Source organism: Paraclostridium sp. (genome assembly GCF_051657365.1).
GTDB lineage: Bacteria > Bacillota > Clostridia > Peptostreptococcales > Peptostreptococcaceae > Paraclostridium.
Genome location: NZ_JBOFKN010000016.1, coordinates 1 through 18,220, shown reverse-complemented (window position 1 = coordinate 18,220; position 18,220 = coordinate 1). Strand labels below are relative to the sequence as shown.

The 18,220-nt window shown below is 28.3% G+C and carries 17 protein-coding genes; 5 read left to right on the top strand and 12 right to left on the bottom strand.

What is annotated here, in order from left to right; all coding sequences use genetic code 11:
- From ACRCYC_RS00850 to ACRCYC_RS00840, 3 genes are all read right to left on the bottom strand, one after another.
- A partial coding sequence (locus tag ACRCYC_RS00850) for a tetratricopeptide repeat protein (RefSeq protein ID WP_438617294.1) occupies nt 1-2,489 on the bottom strand: 2,489 nt, incomplete at its 3' end.
- Between the two features lie 340 nt (nt 2,490-2,829).
- A complete protein-coding gene (locus ACRCYC_RS00845; RefSeq protein ID WP_438617293.1) occupies nt 2,830-3,066 on the bottom strand; it encodes a hypothetical protein in 237 nt (78 codons plus the stop codon).
- A gap of 67 nt (nt 3,067-3,133) precedes the next feature.
- On the bottom strand, nt 3,134-3,397 hold the full coding sequence (locus tag ACRCYC_RS00840; RefSeq protein ID WP_438617292.1) for a Mor transcription activator family protein: 264 nt from the start codon (nt 3,395-3,397) through the stop codon (nt 3,134-3,136).
- Nucleotides 3,398-3,538: 141 nt separating this feature from the next.
- Between ACRCYC_RS00840 and ACRCYC_RS00835 the strand changes: the two genes are divergently transcribed.
- Together ACRCYC_RS00835 and ACRCYC_RS00830 are read left to right on the top strand one after the other, a co-directional pair.
- Nucleotides 3,539-3,757, top strand: coding sequence for a DUF1659 domain-containing protein (locus tag ACRCYC_RS00835; protein WP_438617291.1), 219 nt, complete (start codon nt 3,539-3,541; stop codon nt 3,755-3,757).
- Nucleotides 3,758-3,840: 83 nt separating this feature from the next.
- Entirely contained in the window at nt 3,841-4,071 is a 231-nt protein-coding gene (locus ACRCYC_RS00830; RefSeq protein ID WP_438617290.1) for a DUF2922 domain-containing protein, read from the top strand.
- A gap of 299 nt (nt 4,072-4,370) precedes the next feature.
- On the opposite strand, the gene ACRCYC_RS00825 is transcribed toward ACRCYC_RS00830, so the two are convergent.
- From ACRCYC_RS00825 to ACRCYC_RS00810, 4 genes are read right to left on the bottom strand one after another with little or no spacing between them, the layout of a single operon-like run.
- Nucleotides 4,371-6,833 (bottom strand): VapE domain-containing protein, encoded by a 2,463-nt coding sequence (locus ACRCYC_RS00825; protein ID WP_438617289.1) that lies wholly within the window; start codon nt 6,831-6,833, stop codon nt 4,371-4,373.
- A gap of 23 nt (nt 6,834-6,856) precedes the next feature.
- Nucleotides 6,857-8,842 carry a DNA polymerase gene (locus tag ACRCYC_RS00820; RefSeq protein WP_438617288.1) on the bottom strand — a complete coding sequence of 662 codons (1,986 nt, stop codon included), beginning with the start codon at nt 8,840-8,842 and terminating at the stop codon, nt 6,857-6,859.
- The gene (locus ACRCYC_RS00815; protein ID WP_438617287.1) at nt 8,842-9,381 is read right to left on the bottom strand and encodes a DUF2815 family protein; all 540 of its coding nucleotides are present in this window, start codon (nt 9,379-9,381) and stop codon (nt 8,842-8,844) included. The genes ACRCYC_RS00820 and ACRCYC_RS00815 overlap by 1 nt, the downstream gene beginning before the upstream one ends.
- A 44-nt stretch (nt 9,382-9,425) precedes the next feature.
- Nucleotides 9,426-9,623: a hypothetical protein gene (locus ACRCYC_RS00810; protein WP_438617286.1), complete on the bottom strand. Its 198-nt coding sequence runs from the start codon at nt 9,621-9,623 to the stop codon at nt 9,426-9,428.
- A gap of 255 nt (nt 9,624-9,878) precedes the next feature.
- Here ACRCYC_RS00810 and ACRCYC_RS00805 point away from each other — a divergent pair, with 255 nt between their 5' ends.
- Nucleotides 9,879-10,547: a helix-turn-helix domain-containing protein gene (locus ACRCYC_RS00805; RefSeq protein WP_438617285.1), complete on the top strand. Its 669-nt coding sequence runs from the start codon at nt 9,879-9,881 to the stop codon at nt 10,545-10,547.
- Nucleotides 10,548-10,580: 33 nt separating this feature from the next.
- Here the strand turns inward: ACRCYC_RS00805 and ACRCYC_RS00800 are convergent, their stop codons facing one another.
- The 3 genes from ACRCYC_RS00800 to ACRCYC_RS00790 form a co-directional block, all read right to left on the bottom strand.
- A complete protein-coding gene (locus ACRCYC_RS00800) occupies nt 10,581-11,756 on the bottom strand; it encodes a S41 family peptidase (RefSeq protein WP_438617284.1) in 1,176 nt (391 codons plus the stop codon).
- Nucleotides 11,757-11,983: 227 nt separating this feature from the next.
- A complete protein-coding gene (locus tag ACRCYC_RS00795) occupies nt 11,984-12,985 on the bottom strand; it encodes a DUF4003 family protein (protein WP_438617283.1) in 1,002 nt (333 codons plus the stop codon).
- Nucleotides 12,986-13,110: 125 nt separating this feature from the next.
- Complete coding sequence (locus tag ACRCYC_RS00790; protein WP_438617282.1) at nt 13,111-13,875, bottom strand: transglutaminase-like domain-containing protein; 765 nt, start codon at nt 13,873-13,875, stop codon at nt 13,111-13,113.
- 290 nt (nt 13,876-14,165) lie between these two features.
- Here ACRCYC_RS00790 and ACRCYC_RS00785 point away from each other — a divergent pair, with 290 nt between their 5' ends.
- A complete protein-coding gene (locus ACRCYC_RS00785; protein WP_438617281.1) occupies nt 14,166-15,413 on the top strand; it encodes a hypothetical protein in 1,248 nt (415 codons plus the stop codon).
- 219 nt (nt 15,414-15,632) lie between these two features.
- Here ACRCYC_RS00785 and ACRCYC_RS00780 read toward each other — a convergent pair whose 3' ends face one another.
- Nucleotides 15,633-16,082, bottom strand: coding sequence for a GNAT family N-acetyltransferase (locus tag ACRCYC_RS00780; RefSeq protein ID WP_438617280.1), 450 nt, complete (start codon nt 16,080-16,082; stop codon nt 15,633-15,635).
- Between the two features lie 91 nt (nt 16,083-16,173).
- The gene (locus tag ACRCYC_RS00775; RefSeq protein ID WP_438617279.1) at nt 16,174-16,797 is read right to left on the bottom strand and encodes an SGNH/GDSL hydrolase family protein; all 624 of its coding nucleotides are present in this window, start codon (nt 16,795-16,797) and stop codon (nt 16,174-16,176) included.
- Between the two features lie 390 nt (nt 16,798-17,187).
- Between ACRCYC_RS00775 and ACRCYC_RS00770 the strand changes: the two genes are divergently transcribed.
- On the top strand, nt 17,188-17,844 hold the full coding sequence (locus tag ACRCYC_RS00770) for an N-acetylmuramoyl-L-alanine amidase (RefSeq protein ID WP_438617278.1): 657 nt from the start codon (nt 17,188-17,190) through the stop codon (nt 17,842-17,844).
- Nucleotides 17,845-18,220: the final 376 nt, after the last annotated feature.

The following is an 18,220-nucleotide window of genomic DNA, read 5'->3' as shown; positions in this document are numbered from 1 at the left end:
ATATTCTTATGTGCATCTCCTCTATTACTATAGTACGTTGCATCTTCTTCTAACTCTATTGCTCTACTATAATCTTCTATTGCTTTTTCATATTCTTCTTTATTATAATATGTATCTCCTCTATCATTATAGTACGTTGCTTTTTCTTCTAACTCTATTGCTTTACTATAATCTTCTATTGCCTTTTCATAATTTCCTATATTCTTATGTGCATCTCCTCTATTACTATAGTACGTTGCATCTTCTTCTAACTCTATTGCTCTACTATAATCTTCTATTGCTTTTTCATATTCTTCTCTATTATAGCGTGAGACTCCTCTATTATTATAGTATGTTGGATTTTCTTCTAACTCTATTGCTTTACTATAATCTTCTATTGCTTTTTCATACTCTTCTTTATTATAATATGTATCTCCTCTATCATTATAGTACGTTGCTTTTTCTTCTAACTCTATTGCTTTGCTATAATCTTCTATTGCTTTTTCATACTCTTCTTTCCTATAATATGTATCTCCTCTATTATTGTAGTATGTTGCATCTTCTTCTAACTTTATCGCTTTACTATAATCTTCTATTGCTTTATTGTAATTTTTTTTATTATAATGTACCATCCCTCTATTATTATAGTACGTTGCTCTTTCTTCTAGCTCTATTGCTTTACTATAATCTTCTATTGCCTCACTGTAATTTTCTACAATGCTATATGCATTTCCTCTATTATTATAACATGTTGCTTTTTCTTCTAACTCTATCGCTTTACTATAATCTTCTATTGCTTTTTTATACTCTTCTTTATTGTGATGTACTACTCCTCTATTATTATAATACATTGCTTTTTCTTCTAATTCTATTGCTTTACTATAATCTTCTATTGCTTTTTCGTAATTTCCTACAATCCTATATGCATAACCTCTGCTACTATAATATTCTGACTTCTCTTCTAATTCTATTAATTTATCATATTTAGCTATAGTATTGTAATTTTTCATTTTTTTATCTTCAATTTTCTTTTGATTCTCTATTTTCTTTTCTCTATCTTTTATTTTATATATTTCTTCTTTGTCAATTATATCTATCATCTTATCTTCAGATATTACAATGGCCATGCAGTTATGTTTGTTATTTTTTTCTATTTGCTCATTTATGTATTTTATAGCAGAGTTATATCTTGCACCTCTACTTCTATTTCCAATTTCACATGCAATTCCATCTAGTATAACTCCTATAGCTTTACAATTTCCTTTTACATCTACAAAAATGCTTCCATCTATTCTTGATATATTTTCTACAATTTTTGAATCTAAGTATAATGCTTTAGGCTCAATTAATGTTGATTGATATTTTAATCTTTCGACTTCATTATCTGATTGATTCGATATAACTAACATTGAACCCTTTGATTGTAATTTTATATGATTAATAATTTCTACTAGATGTTCTATATCTTCTGTTTGTATTTCATCTCCGAAAACTCTCTTAATCCTAATTCTTAGCTCTTGCTCATCTATATCTTTACTTTTATGCGGGTATCCATATTCTAATCTTATTATTTTTCTATCTTCTGTTTGTATTTCATAAGAATAGTTACCATTAAACTTAACTATTATTTTATCTTCTTCTACATCTTTAGATATCATTCCATATATTTTTACCCCATCACTAATAACCAGATAATCATCATTAGACATCTCGATTAATTTTCTCGCTGCTTTTTCATTCTGAAGATATTCATACCTTTTAAACTTAATAATACTTTCATTTTTAAGTCCCTTTGTATTTTCTTCAGAAAAATATTTAATAACTTCACTATTTTTTTTAAATATAGCTAATTTCCCTTTACTATAACTACTTTCATAAGGCGTTCTAGATATACTATTTAAATAATCTATTGTATAGCAACCACTACTAGTATCTTTTTCTTCTCCTGTAAGAATATACTCACAGTATTTAATAAGAATATATTTAATTTTTTTATTATAATCTGCAAATCGATCTTCTTCTTCACAGTATTTTGCATATCCATCAATATCAATCTCATTTCCACTTTGCAAACACATATCCGAGTTACTTAAAAATCTTGAATAACCTCTTGCATCTAATTTTATATGATTTTTACACTCTTCTATTATACATTCTATTATTTCTTCTATAATACATCTACAATACTTATCCTCTATTTTGGGTTTATCCCACCTAATAACTATAAGATAATGTCCTATCTCTGAATGTGCTATATCTTTATGGATTATAGTATGTTCTTTATTATAATCATAAATACCTAATAGCCCACTTAAAATTTTATTGTTTTCCTTATTTAGTTTTTCTAAAGTTTTATACCCTTTTTCTTTTAAATTTTTATTTTCTTCACTTATAATAAAAATCTCTTCTTTTAAATTATCTCCAATTATATTGAAACTATTTTTAAGTACTTTTTTAAATTTAGCTTCTATACACCTTATTATATATGAATGCTGCTCTTCTTTTTTCATGTATGTCACTCCCTCGTATTATTCCCTAATATTATACATTTTTTTACATATATTGTAAATTAATCCTAAATAAAAAACATTATTATATATTAGCTATACTTCAATATACTATTTTTATGATTTGGTTAATATAAATTATATAGAATTCAATATTTTTCTGAGGAAAGAGTTTGAGGTTATATAGCAATCTGACGAAACGTTAAAGCCGCGCCCTTTGGCTTTAGTGCAGGAAGATGCTATATAACCTCAAACTCGCCCCCCCAGAGCCAAACAAAAATCCATACAAAAAAAGAAAGCACCAACCAAAGCCTAAGCCTTAAAATCAGTGCTCTCCACAAAACTAATCTATCAACTTCCAATACCCAGTCCTAGTATTTACAAAAAGCTCCGTCCCATCAAACTCCTTAAACTCAACGCAACCTCTCTTTAAAGTCTTCAAAACAATAAAACTAGAATCAGCCATACCAGAATGAATAATCATCTTAGCCAACTTACCAAACCTCATCTCGCCATGCTCATCTAAAGTATATACAATCTTCGCCTGAATTTCCTTTAACTGTGCCTTAGTATACTCCATAACACATCTCCTTCTAATCAATATATATCTATATTAACAAAAATCCACCACAAATTAAAGCTTAACATTACCTAACAATCTTTCTAACCTGCATATCACTAATCCCAAACCTAACAGAAAGATCCCTAAAATTCCCCCCATCAAACTCCTCCCTAATAACCCTATTTCTAGCCTTCTTCACAACAGATCCCTTACTCGGCAAATACAAACTACTCCCACCACAATACTCAATCAAACTAATAAAAACATCCATACCAAAAACATCAACCAAATCTCGACACCCCTCAGGAACATCCTCAACCTTAATAAACCCTACAATCTTCTCATCCATAAAAAAATCCCCCTCCTAAAAATATTTTTCCAAACTCCTTTAATATAGAAAAAAACCAAACCCTCCTATAATTAAATTAGAAGGTAACACTTCTAATAAAACTTAAAGATACCCCCATATCTTTAAAGAAAGGAGAAACAAATGGCAGTTAGCGAAACTAAAAACCCATCAGCTTTAAAAATAAAACTAGACTGTGGACTTAATGATAACGGCAAAACAATAGTTAAATCTCGTACATTCTCAAACGTAGCAGCAAACGCTACATCTCAAAACATACTTGACGTAGCAAACGCATTATTAGGATTACAAATCCACGATGCACTTGAAATATTAAAACAAGATAACACTATATTAAACTAGTATATAAAATTAGCTTTGCTAATATCGCCAACGACCTTGGAAAACAGGTCCGTTGCTTAAATTTTGAAAGGTGGTGAAATTAAATGGAAACTAAAAAAAGATTAATAATGACTTTCTTAACAGGAGTAGGTAGAAAAATATCTTTAGCAATAGACGATCCAAGAGAAAACATAACTGAAGCAGAAGTTATAGCTGCTATGAACTTAATAGTAGAAAAAAACATATTTGCTCCATATGACTCTGAATTAGTTGCTACTGTAGATGCTAAAATAGTATTAACAGATACAGAAGAATTCGACTTAGTAATAGCATAATTTACCCAAGGGCTACCTATTTTGAGGTAGCTCTTTTTTGCGTTGTCAAAAAAATCCCCATATAACTTATTTATAGATTAGATATATTTTTTCATTTATTTTACCTACTCAGACTACTCTATATAAATATCTGTATAATTAGACTACATTATGTTATAACTATTGAAACATCTATATACAAGCGTTACCTACAACTGTTGCCTTAAGTGTTGTCTTATATATTTGGTAACACCTATATCTAAATTTAGTGATGTCTAATTTTTACCTTCGACAACACCTATAATACTCTAGGGTAACGCCTAATTATCCCTTACAAAAGCTCTCTGAACTCCATAATTTTTCCCAAACCTAAGCTTTCCTTCTCCATTTCTTAAAGCACTCCATCCTTCTATTTTCCTCAAAATATCATTAATCTCCCTAGCATTACTTCCATAAAACAATTTCATATCACCACCAAATAACTCAACCCAAATCTCTGCACTACAAACTTTCTCTCGAACTTTACAACCATCTTGTTTTAAAAGCTGATTTTCACCTATATAAATTCTTCTCGCATATATATCCATCTTGTCCCAACCTTCTGGTAGTTTCATTTCTAAAAACTCTCTTATCATACCTTCCTTACTATTACTTTCTAAATGCTCTTCTTGCTTTAAAGTAGCTTCCTTTTGAATATCTATATCTAAAATTAACTGCTCCCCACATCTATATAAATACAAAGCCTCTGCCCATATTTGATCTAGCTCATATTTATTTAAATCTTTAAACAAATTTTTGTTAGCTTTATTTCTTCCAACAATCAAAGGCCAATATCTTCTATTACCTGTTCTATCTTTTAAAAACTCATTTTCATTGGTAGTTCCAAAGAACACACATTGCCTTTTAAAAGTTTCAACCCTTCTTCCATAAGCTTGTCTATAACTATCTTCTGTTTTTGATATAAAATGCTTAACTGCTTCTGCCTCAGCTTTTTTAGTAGCTGAAAGCTCTGCCATTTCCACTATCCATGCATTTTGTAACTGTTCATATGCCTCTTTTCCATAAACAGTATTTAAAGAGTCCGAATACCACATTCGCCCTAATAAACTAATAATATGACTCTTTCCTATACCCTGCTTTCCAACTAAAACCAACATATAATCAAACTTAACACCTGGATTAAAAATACGAGCAACTGCTGCAACAAGCATTTTTCTAGTTACACTTCTTGTGTATTTACTATCATCTGCACCCAAATAATCAATCATCAAACTATCTAATCTATTAATCTTATCCCAAGTATTAGAATTTAAATAATCTCTTATTGGGTGATATTGATTTTTCTTTTCCATAATAGCTAAGCCATCATTAATCTTGTATGGAGCAACAATACCATAACCTATATCTATGTAAACCCTAAGATTTGCATCATCACTATCTTGCCACACATCTCCATTTTCCTTATCAATGATATTTCTCCAAGGCAAATCACCTTTAACCATAGTTCTATTTGAAAATAAGTTGTAAGCTATCTTTCCTTTTAAATTAATATCATTTTCTAATATAGTAACAATATTTTTATTACTAGCTTTATACATACCTTTTTTGTCTACCTCAAGCTTTGTAACCCATATATTATCTATACTAATTTCATCTGTTTTAATATCTTCAAATTTTTTTATATCATTTTCTTTTAAATTATAAAGTTCACTAAAATCTTCTTTAGCTTTTTGTAATTTACTACTGCCTAGTTCTAACATAACTTTTTCATCTTTACTTATAAATTCAATCATCTTTATATAAGAAGGTAGCTTGTTAATAGGAGTATCACTGCTTGCTTTTTCATCTAAGCTTGAGAACTTATGAATTCTTAATAAATCAAAAGAGTTGCAAAGTTTATCACAACATACATCTGTACTATGATGAGAGTATGCAAAATCTCCATTTTCATATATAACCACACCATTTGAACTACTTCCATTTATATAAGTATATCTATACTCACTGTCTCCTCTTTTGTAAACATGACTTAAAAACTTATCAATAACATCAAACACATTGTACACTCTACAAAATGCTCCTATAATTCCTTCTTTTAGCCTTGGATTTTCCTTAAGGTTATTAGGATTATTATTGCTAGTATTTAGCTTTATCCTTGAAGAAACAGGCCATATACTTTCATCTTTATAATTTTCATAAGTGCTTAATATATCATCTGGATATAACCATTTTTTATCTATAATCTTAAATATATACTCACCATCTTTACTTGTAGATGGAAAGTACATAAGTCTAGAAGGAGAATAGGTAGTATCATCAAAATAGTCTATACCTATATCAAAAGCAATCTTTCTAGCTATAGCTTCATACTCTATAGGCCCTACCTCTTTTTCTAAAGGAATAACAATTCTAAACCTTGGATTTTCCTTTGTATGTTTATGAGTTGTGTATATACACATACCAAAGTCACAAATTTTCTCAATATCTTCTATCATGTTTTCATAAGCAAAATCTGCATCTAAAGTTATAAGGCTTCTACTTATAACAGTATCTTTTCTTCGTTTACCATCTTTTAAAAGTCCACCTACAAACCCTCCAACATCTTTTATATTGTCTTGTATATCTTTTGAAAAGTTAGTATACTCATTAAAATTCTCATTTGTGTATTTAGTGTTTCTTAAATTATGATTTATAAAATCTGAATACCTAATACTTTTGTTTACATAATTTACTTCTTTTCTACTTCTTCCTATAGCTATATTTATAACCTTGTCATGCTTCATAATATCCCCCATTATACGATCAATTACTTTTTATAAAACTTACTTTCAAATCCATCTGCTTTTAAAGTTAAATCTTTTAAGTATGGATTTTCTTCACACATTATTTCACAAATCTCATCTACACTTGAAACTCCATTTTCTACTTCTACTACAATTTCATCATGTACATGCATCACAATGTCAAAGCCCTTAGCTTTTATATTTAGCATTGCATATCCTAATACATCTCTCGCTATGGCTTGTACAATGTTTTCTACAAGCTTGCCACCATAAGTAGTAAGTCTTTTTTGCTTTTTACTTATAGAGTCTAGTCCTTCATATGTTATAGTGTATTTGTTAAAAGAACTATTATAGTCTAGCTTCGGTCTTATGTAGGAAAGTCTTCTTCCTGATGGTAGCTTTATAAAAAGTATATTTCCTTCATATATGAAACTTATATTTTTATCTAGGTTTACAATAGTTTTTTCTTTGACTGCTTTTATAAAAGCTCTTTCTACTTTCTTCCATAGGTTAACAATGTTTATGTTGGAAGTTCTAAAAGCTTTTACAATTTGTATAAGATCTTCTTCACATAAATTCATATTATAAGCACCCATACTTTTAAGTGCTCCTACTCCACCTTGGTATCCTAGTGCTAGTTCTGCTATTTTACCTTTTTGTCTTAGATCGCTTTCTTTGGTTATTTCGTCAATGTCTACTTTAAACATTTTAGATGCACTTGCTTCATAAATTTTGCCATGAGTGTTAAATACATCTATTCTCCACTTTTCATTGGAAAGATAAGCTATTATTCTTGCTTCTATTGAACTAAAATCTGATATTATAAATCTATGATTTTTCTTTGGTATAAAAGTTGTTCTTATTAATTGAGATAGTATTGTTGATATATCTTCATTGTGTTTGTATTTATTAAGTGTATCTCTACTAGGTAATTTATTTTTATAATTATTACTTATAATATTTCTTACTTCTTCCAAGTTTTCAATTTTATTTTGTGGAAGATTTTGAACTTGTACTAATCTTCCTGCCCATCTTCCAGTTCTGTTTGCTCCATAAAATTGGAATAATCCTCTTATCCTTTCATCACTACAAATACATCTTTTCATTGCTTCATATTTTTTAGTAGATGTTTTACTTAACTTGCTTCTTAAATTCAATACTTCTATTATTTCTTTATAGTGTGGGTGGTTTAATACTTCTTCACTGTTTAATAAGTTTTCTACGCTTTCTTTGTTTAGTGAGCTTACTTCTAGTCCTAATCTTTTAAGATAGTTTTTAATTTGATTATTACTTTTTGGATTTTCTACTTTGGTTATAGTTTTAAGTTTTTTTATTAATTCTTCTTTAAACTCACTATCATATATACAAGCATTTTCTAGTAAGTTTTTATCTACTAATACACCTCTGTCATTTATCTCTTGGTCTAGCTCCCAAAGCTTTTGTTCACTTTTTGGAAATTCTACTTTTTCCAAAACTTTTTTTATACTTCTCTCCACTACAACATCATTTATGCAGTAAGTTTTAAATTTTTCATATTTTTTAATTACATCCAATTTATCATTGATGTTTTCCTTTGAATTTATTAAAGATACATTTCTTTCATCCATAAAAAATCTTATTAAGTTTTTACCTTCTTCTAGTTTTTGTTCTTTTAATCCTAGTGTTTTGCCTACTTTATCTAATCCATGCGGTAATCCTAGGTATAGGGCATGTACTTGTGTGCACCTAAACATTTTAGGGCTTAGGTATTTGTTGAAGTGTTTAGATAAACATATCCTTTCAAAGTTGGCATTAAAAGCTGTTTTTATTATATTTTCATCAAATATATCTTCTTGTAGTTTTTGTGGTATTTTTTCTCCATTTTTTAAATCTATTATTTTTACTTCATCATCATCATAAGCATATGCCATAAGTAGTATTTCAAAATCTTTTTCAATATATTTATAGACCCCACTTTTGGTAAGGTCTATTTTTGAGTAAGTTTCAATGTCTATAGATATAGTTTTCATTATATTAATATCCCATCATCGGCTATTATGTCAAAATCATCGGCTGCACTACTTCTGTTACTTATTTTTTCTCCATCTCTTATCTTTTGGATGTTTAAAAGTCCAGCCGCAATACCACAGTTGCCACTTTCTATATGGTTGTATGGATAAAAGTTTATACTTACCCTTCCGTAGCACCCATTGTAAACTTCATCTGAATCAGTTATTTCCTTTAGTTCTCTATCTACTACTTGTGGTTGTTGTTTAGAGTTTGTATTTATATAGAAGTGATTTTGGTATTCTGGTCTGTCTAATAGATCCCCGTCTTTTAAGCAAGTGATTAAATCCTCTGGAACTTGTCCACCCCATATATTAAGTCCATTTTTTGTAGCATTGGCCATTCCAATGTATATTTTCCCCATAGTTTCACTGCTTTCTTTTGGTATAAGTATTGTTATTCCAAACTTTGGTTCTGAGTCTAAATCATTTACTCTAGCTTCCTTTGTGTTTACATAGTTAAATCTTACTTCCCCTGTTACTACTTTAGTAGTAAATTTCATTTTTGTTCCCCCTTTTGATTTTTTGTTACCATTTAAGTAACACTTTATATAAATAATTTATTTACAGGCTCATCTTGTAAAGCACCCCTTATTGCTTTGCAAGTTTTCATTCCCGCTTTCATGTTTTTGTTTAAGATTTTAGTTACGCTAGTATGACAAATCCCAGCCATCCTTGCAAATTCCCTGTTTGTAATATCCTTTTTTATTAATACTTCCCTAAAATACTCAACGTTTAACTCCATTTCCCCTGTCTCCTTAACTAATTTCTTTATTGATTTTTTTCTTAAATACCTTTATTAAATAACGTTACCAACTGGTAACATAATATTATCACCTTGGTGATTATTCCGTCAATAGGAATACCTTTTTTTGTCAAATCGTTGAATATAATCACCACTTTAGGTATAATAAACATTATAAATGTCATAATATTTTCATAATATGACATGATATGTTATATTTAATTATTTTGTAGTTTAGAAATGAGGATTCGATATATGATAGGAGAATACTTAAAAACTTTAAGGCTTGAACGTAAATTGTCACAACGAGCTTTGGCTGAAAAGTCTGGTGTTAGTAATGCCGAGATAAGTAGAATTGAATCAGGAGAAAGAAAAAGACCATCTGAAGAAGTTTTAAGAGCTTTAGCTTTAGTACTTAAAGTAGATTTTAATTACCTTTTAGAGAAATGTGGTTATTTAGGTGTTGAGTCTTCTTTTTCCAGATTGAATAGAACAATTAAAACAGATTTAGCGGTTTATAGAGAAGAGTGTGAGGATAAATTTATTAGTACTATAACTCCTAGGATTCTTAAAGAAGGTTTTAATATGAGCTTAATTAAAAATCATTTTTTAGGTAATATTATGGCTGCTAAAGATAATTACATTTGGAGAATTAAGCTTATCCCTTTTCGTGAAAAAGACCACTTATCTGTACTTACTCATTTTTTAATGGATACATATGGATACTTAGCTTGTTATGATGAACTTAATGTTTCTAAATTTACTATTGCTACTAATAGTGAAGATGCCTTTAAAAGGATTAAAAAGAGAAACCCTGTTAATTTAAACATTTTGATTTCTATAATGCTTGTTGATTTGGAAAATAATGAAATTGTTGATGAATATATATTTGAAAAAACACCTACTATAGATAGTGTCTATTAGTAGGTGTTTTCTTAAATTCTAATAATAAGTTTATTATTGATTTTCAAGTTCTAATACTTTGTTAATACAATTATCTAGTCCAAATGCATTGTTTCCTGAAGCATTTTTAAGTTTTATATCAGGTGTGGTTTTTTCTTCTTCATTACATATGCCACTATCAGTTAAGTACATAGTTGATGACATTCTCACAATAAGACCACTGTTATTTAATTTGAATAATACAGGGTCATACACATACCCATCTCCTCCAGTTTTAGTTCCGACTATTGTAGCAAATTTCTGTTCTTTGCAAAAGATAGAAAATGATTCTGCCCCTGAGTATACATAATCGTCAACCAATAAATATATTCTACCTTTAAATGGTGTCTTACTTTTACCTTGAATTATTGCCTTATTATATTCAAAGTGTGTAAACATACTTGTTAATTCTTCTGGAGCATTTTTAATTATATCTTTAGGTAATTCACTAATATCATTAAGGTTTGTATTTCTCGCTTTAGTGAAATTATTAATAACATCTGAAGTATTCCTAACCAATCGATATCCTCCACATTCATAGCTTTTGTCTGTAAGTGTTGATACTAATTTAGTCCAATATTCATCAGTTCCTCCAAAATTTCCTCTTATATCAATAACGAGTGATTTATAATCTTGTCTTTTTTTCAAATAGGAATCAATTCTTTTCATGTCTCCATCAATGGATCCATTTGCTGCATTCATTTGAGGAATATCTATATATCCAATTTCTCCTTCAACTAAATCCTTCATTTCTATATCCTTATAACTTTCGCTTCCATATCCACCTCCCTTTTTTAAGGAGTTATACATATTATTTACATTTTCATCATCAAAAAAGTCATACCATCCAAGCGGTTCATAAACCTCTTTTAACATATCAAAGTATGCTTTTTCATTAACTACTTCAGTATGACCACTGTTTAAGTCTTTTAATATATAGTTTAATTTATCAGCAAAATCCTGGTCTGATAATGTTTTCATAACTATTTCCTTGTAAGATTCCTTATTAGCTAACCAATCTACTTTATTTTGCCTTTTATTAACTTCTAAAAAAGGATATCCATCCTTAATTTCATTGTATAGTTGCTCAAAATCAGCCAACTTTTCTTCTTCTGATAACGTGCTGGTACTTGTGCATCCAACAGTAATTAAAGTTATCATTATAAGAATTGTTAAAATTTTAAACTTCATAAAATCCCCCCATAACCAACTTTCTAAATTTTCAATTTATAGCAGTATTAATTTAATTATAGCAGAATTTGGAGTTTGTTATATGTACATGAAAATATATGTTTTTTATAACACTAAAAAAGAGCAATAATTGTATTGCTCTTTAACTATAATAATACTCTCATCTAAAACTAAATCCAGAGTATATTTTAATATTTTTAAATTTGTTTACATGTTAATATAGCTTTTTAGCTATTTGATGCAGCAGTTGCTGAAACGGCAGCCATAGTTGCAACCATACATGCTATTTCTATTGCTATAATTATATCTAAGAATATGTTATTGCTTATAGTATCTACCTTACTGTCTTCTTTTAAATAATCTGCATACGCTGATGCTACTATAGCCGCACTTATCATATTTCTATTATTTTTCCCTAATCCCCAGTTACCAAACCCTTTTACTTCCTTTAGACTATCTGATACATTTTTTACTTGATTTACTAGTGTAGCTTCATTGCAATCTAATAATGATATAGCTCCTATTAGGGGATATCCGTATCCATCTATCTTACAATATTCTTTATCCATTAAGTTTTTAAGTCTTATAATTTTATCTATACTTTCAGAGTTTCTATCTTTGTCAAAACACATTATATGAGATAGGGCTTGAAGATTGTTTGATGCATAAAATCCATTTGATTTAAGATTTTCATAACATTTTTCTATGTATTGTAAATCTTCATCTATATTTTTTGAATTTATAGCTATAAGCGCTACTCTACAATAGTCATCACTTGATGTTAAAAATGGATGATGTTTTTTCATAAACTCATATACATATTTCATGTTATCAATACATGTATCTATGTCTATCTTGTTTTTGTTTTCATATAGTATTATTGCTACAAATGGTAGATATGTGTCTCCCCAAAAACTCTTGTTTTTTAATTGTTTATATATCTCTAGGATTTCTTTAAAGTCATTTTCTGTATCGATTTTATTTGATAATAGTGTAGCTGTATAGTACATGCTATATCCCCTAAAGTTTGAGAATATTCCTGTGTTATCTTTTATTATTTTTAGATTTTCTTCTATCTTTTCTTTGTTTGCATATTGGTTTTTAATTGTTAGAGATAAAGCACAACTATATTGTATCATCCCCATGCTCCATGCGCCTTTAACTTCTTTTATTTGTTGGTAGTTTTCTATGAATTGTTCTAGTTTATTTTGTATTATATATTCTTGCATAAATTCTCCCCTTATAATTTTATAGATATTTAATGCCTTTAAATAAGCTATGTTGTGCTGTACTTTCTAGAGTTTTTATATCTTTAATTCAATTATAACAAAAATATCCATAAAAATAAGCATCATTATATTATATCCTCTCCCATGAACCAATTATCTTCATGCTCCTCAGTTATTATTCTTATTGTATAATTATTTGGTTTTGATTTTGTATAGTTATTATTTTTGTCCATAATGTTATATTCATTTACAGCTATTTCTGAGAATAATCCTTCTAAATCATTTGCTTTTGAGTATTCTTTGTAATCACGAGTATAGCATTTTGTCACAAGATTTTTATTTAATTTCATTTCCCATGCTGATATTGGATCTTTGTCATATCCAAGTACTCCATATATAAAATCACACATTGCATAGCTTCCATCAATAAATGCTTCACATATAACATGACCATGATATGCTTTTTTTGTGTTAACGATATGAACTATCCTTGCAGGGATGTTGCTACATTGTAATAATACACACCCTACTCTTGCCATGTCTGCACACCAGTCAGTTCCTCTGTTTATTATATCTTTTTCTTTTCCTCCAAAGGTCATATCTAAAAATTCTACTTCATAGTTAAATGCTATGTTAGATGTGAATTTTAGGATATTTTTAATTGTATCGAGTGTGTTGTTTCCTTTAAAGGTTTGAGCAAATTCAAATAGTTCATGTTTAGTTGTGTTGTATGGAATTTTAGGATTAGTTTCGTAAAATAGTGGTGCTGTTTGTGTATCTACTAAAGTCATTTCTTTTAAGAATTGATGGTCTATTGAATCTAATGCGTGTAAGTCGTTTCTTAACATTTGTCCATATGCTTTTCCAAATACATCATAGCCTGTTCTCATGTATATATCCCCCTTGGTAAAAATATAAACGTATAAATTAGTTTATGTTGTAGAATAATTGTTAATTTAATGATAGCAGAAATATCCATAAAAATAAGCATCAGTAATTATACTGATGCTTTATTTATGTATTCTTAAGTTTTTTTCTTAATTTTTTAAAGCTTCTACTTCTTCTACACTTAATCCTGATTTGAAACAAATGTATATTTATTTGCAAGACGATGTTATGTATGTAGATATCTCTTATATATATAAGTATCATTAAAGTATACAAGGTAAGGAGGGATACTGTGAGTAAAATAAAAAAAACTATATGTACTATAATAATATCACTAAGTACAGGTTTATTAGCTGGATGTACAAGTACAGAACCATTGAGTACAGAAGAATATTTAAATCACAATAAAGCAAGTATAAATCTAGATAGTATTGATGATTTTAAAGGGTTAGATTTATTAAAAGAAGATCTAGAAAATAAAAAAGTAATTTTAACCGGTGAGATGCATGGGTTTGATAAAGATAAGATACTCAATATCAAAATGGTAAGATATCTACAAAAAGAAATAGATCTTAAATATTATCTAGCTGAAATGGGATATAGTAATGCATACTTTATTAATAAGTATCTAAAAACTGGTGATGAAGATATATTACAACAAGCTTTTTCACATGTAAAAGGGACAGCCGGTCATAATGAAGATAATTATAATTTTTATAAACAACTTTATGAATTTAATAAAGATTTAGACGATGATGATAAAATAAAAATAATTGGAATAGACATAGAGCACAATCCTATTAGCTCTCATGATTATATAAAAGATATCATAAATAGTGAAAAATCAGAAATAGAAAGTATAAATTCATTGCTAGAGAGTTTAAAAAATTATCAAAACAAAGGTGATACCTATGAATGGAAGGCTGCAATGGATGATTTATATTTAAAGGTTAATAATGTAATTATCGATTTACAAACAAATGAAAAATTTTATAAAAACTTACTTGGAAAAGAATTTTTAGGATTTACAATTGTGGTAGAAAATATAAAGGCTACATGTGATGCTTATAAGGATGAAATGAAATTTGATTATATACGAGAAAATCAAATTTATAAGAACTTTATAATATTAGATAGTACTATAGATGATGGTAAATACTATGGCCAATGGGGATTAGGACATATATACCAAGAAAAAGTTACTTATACTTCTTTCGATATAGAGTTTTTTGGATCTAAATTGGATAAAGACAATAAGTTTAAAGATACGGTTATGTCTATAGCTTATGTATATGATAAACCAAGTTCAAAGTATATACCAGGCTCTTATTATGTAAATACAGATATATTCAGTGACTATATAAAAAATAAAAACACATGTATGTTATTTAAACTAAATGGACATAAGTCCCCGTTTGAAAATGAATTCATATCACCTTTTCAATCTGGCAATGAGTTTGATAGGTCTAAAGTTACTACAGACTATTTTCAATATATGGTAATTTTTAAAGGAGTAAATCAATCAAAGGATGTTAACTAATTTATTTTTGATTTTAATAAAAAAAATAAAAAGTTTGGACTATTAAATCTTACCTTAGATACTTTTTATCATTATTAGGCAGGGGGTTTTCTCATCCCATATTTCTTTTATTTCTTCAAATGGATAAAACCCTACTCCTAAATAAATTTTTTTGGATTTGCATAATATTTATTTGAATTTGACTCAACTATGGTATTAACCATAAGAAATCTCCCTCAACTATTTCCATTCATATCGGCATTTTTTAGTTTCACTCAATGAATAAGCATCTGATGTTTTTGGAATATCTATTATTTCTATAAGGTTTGCATCAATGTATTCACAAACTCTTCTAGAAGCATAATTATCAGGATTGCATGTAATTATTATACTATCTAATCTATTTTCTTTAGCAACTTCCTTAATAATACTACATGCTTTTGCAGAATATTTATTACCACGATATTCTTCATTAATTGCATATCCGATATATCCTATGTATTTTACTACTTTCTCTATATTCCCAATTTTCAAATTAATATGTCCTATTATCTTATCAGAATTATGTAGTAAAACCTTAAATTTATACTCTGGTGAAAACCCTTTGAGATCATCACCCTCACGTTTTTCCTGTAAAACAATATCAATTTTTCCATCAGTTAATATTTTATAATCCTTTAACTTAACCATAAGTCCCCCCTAATAACAGATTCTCAGCTTTTCTATATTATACATCCTCCTAGAATATAGGTGTACTCTAAAATAAGTATCACTTTAATTATTACTCTTTTAAATTGCATAAGTAGCCCGCTATAAATGCAGACTGTAGCTTTCTAACTTCTTCATTAAAATGAACATGATCACAGTATATATCTTCACCTAAGTTACTTGTAAAACTATACAAATCTATAAATCCAATATTATTTTCAATTATTATTTCTTTTGCTATGCTATTGTAAGTTTCCAAATCTTTTATATACCTTAAGAAACCAACTTTTCTTGAATTGTGAATTTTTTCATTAAAAGGAGTTGTGCTAACCCATAGTACTTGGCTAGACATATTCTTTGCTATATCAATTATCTTACTTAAATTCATTTTATACTCAGACTCTTTTACTTGCTTCTCTAACAAATTTCTATCAATTCTAATATCGTGCATTGCACAGTTTATAAGTAAAATATCATACTTAACATTTTTATGATTTTCTTCAATTAGATATTCTAAAACCTTAACGCTATCACCTACGTTAGTTCCTATTGGTCTATCCAAATTATTTAATGCTTCTTTAATACCCCTTTTTCTATCATAGTTAAATTTATCTTTTATCATCTCTTTTAGATATGGTCCATAGTGTATGGATATACTATCACCTATTACAAATATACTTCTATTTTTACTTTCCATAAATTACTCCCTTTAACTTTGAAATCTATTTATATTTATCATATTTGAAGTAAATACCGTAAATTTCTATAGTGTCATTAACTATTTTAATGAATGTATTATCATAAATTCCGTAAATTGTAGTATAATGTTATGCTTCATAGCTATCTTTCATATGCTCTTCATCCGCAGAATCTAAATATGGATCAATGCTGGAATTAGATTATATTTTTTCAAATATGCAATTCACCTAATGATCTACTATAATAAATTCGATAACATATAAATTCTAGGAGTTAAATTCAACCCCTCTATTTTTTAATATTTTCAATATTTCTCAAACCACTTCACTATACTCACCCCATCAATAATGCTACCATTTACTAAACTAAACCCTAAGGAGGTACAAAAATGAAATGGTACTTAGACTTTGGTCATGGAGGAAAAGATCCTGGAGCCATAGGCAAAAACAACACAAAAGAAAGCGATACAGTATTAAAAATAGGACTACTAGTAAAAAAAATCCTTGAAAGATCCAACGAAAAAGTAATAACAACTCGTGAAAACAATACCTATTACTCACTTTCACAAAGATGTGATAAAGCCAACAAAGAAAACTGTGACTACTTCATAAGCATTCATATGAACTCCTCAACAAACACATCAGCAAAAGGCACAGAAACTTGGGTCTACAACCTAAACAGCAAAATCTCCACACTAGGCAAAACCCTAACCACAAATTTATCAAAAAACCTAAACACGCCTAACCGAGGAGTAAAAGAATCCAAACAATTTTCAGTACTAAAAAACACAAAAATGCCAGCAATAATAATAGAAATAGATTTCATATCAAGCTCACAAGTAGAAACCTCTTGCACAAAAGAAAGCTACGTCCAAAACACAGCACAAACAATAGCATCTACCCTATTAAACTTCATAAACAAAGAAACACCTCCAAAAGACCAACTTTACAAAGTAACCATAGGAGCATTCAAAGACAAAAATAACGCCCTAAAACTAAAAAATGAAGCCATTTCAAAAGGCTTCAAAGACACCTACATATCATAAGAATTTGAGTTCATATTCCAATAGATACCTATAAAAACCAAAAACAGTACATGAAAATATCATTCTTATTTCATGTACTGTTTTTATATTAAAACAATAAATATTAAAATTTAAATAAATTGATTCTAATTTTCTGTAATCTTTTTATTATTAAGTTCTTCTATTTCTTTTTCTATATATTCTTTTTCTTTTTTAATTTTGTTAACTTGCTCTTTTGTATTAATATATTTAGCTTCTTCTTTGGTTAATTCAATTCTTTCTATTTTTTCATTTAATTCTTGAATCTACTTTTTATATTTAGATGCTTTTAAAAAGTCTAGTATTGCCATTTTTTGTTCTCCTATCTAATGTTTAATAGCTTTTGTATTATATACAT

Coding starts and splice junctions, on each gene's coding strand:
- ACRCYC_RS00845 (WP_438617293.1), bottom strand. CDS start 3,066: ATGGAGTATACTAAGGCACAGTTAAAGGAAATTCAGGCGAAGATTGTA.
- ACRCYC_RS00840 (WP_438617292.1), bottom strand. CDS start 3,397: ATGGATGAGAAGATTGTAGGGTTTATTAAGGTTGAGGATGTTCCTGAG.
- ACRCYC_RS00835 (WP_438617291.1), top strand. CDS start 3,539: ATGGCAGTTAGCGAAACTAAAAACCCATCAGCTTTAAAAATAAAACTA.
- ACRCYC_RS00830 (WP_438617290.1), top strand. CDS start 3,841: ATGGAAACTAAAAAAAGATTAATAATGACTTTCTTAACAGGAGTAGGT.
- ACRCYC_RS00825 (WP_438617289.1), bottom strand. CDS start 6,833: ATGAAGCATGACAAGGTTATAAATATAGCTATAGGAAGAAGTAGAAAA.
- ACRCYC_RS00820 (WP_438617288.1), bottom strand. CDS start 8,842: ATGAAAACTATATCTATAGACATTGAAACTTACTCAAAAATAGACCTT.
- ACRCYC_RS00815 (WP_438617287.1), bottom strand. CDS start 9,381: ATGAAATTTACTACTAAAGTAGTAACAGGGGAAGTAAGATTTAACTAT.
- ACRCYC_RS00810 (WP_438617286.1), bottom strand. CDS start 9,623: ATGGAGTTAAACGTTGAGTATTTTAGGGAAGTATTAATAAAAAAGGAT.
- ACRCYC_RS00805 (WP_438617285.1), top strand. CDS start 9,879: ATGATAGGAGAATACTTAAAAACTTTAAGGCTTGAACGTAAATTGTCA.
- ACRCYC_RS00800 (WP_438617284.1), bottom strand. CDS start 11,756: ATGAAGTTTAAAATTTTAACAATTCTTATAATGATAACTTTAATTACT.
- ACRCYC_RS00795 (WP_438617283.1), bottom strand. CDS start 12,985: ATGCAAGAATATATAATACAAAATAAACTAGAACAATTCATAGAAAAC.
- ACRCYC_RS00790 (WP_438617282.1), bottom strand. CDS start 13,875: ATGAGAACAGGCTATGATGTATTTGGAAAAGCATATGGACAAATGTTA.
- ACRCYC_RS00780 (WP_438617280.1), bottom strand. CDS start 16,082: ATGGTTAAGTTAAAGGATTATAAAATATTAACTGATGGAAAAATTGAT.
- ACRCYC_RS00775 (WP_438617279.1), bottom strand. CDS start 16,797: ATGGAAAGTAAAAATAGAAGTATATTTGTAATAGGTGATAGTATATCC.
- ACRCYC_RS00770 (WP_438617278.1), top strand. CDS start 17,188: ATGAAATGGTACTTAGACTTTGGTCATGGAGGAAAAGATCCTGGAGCC.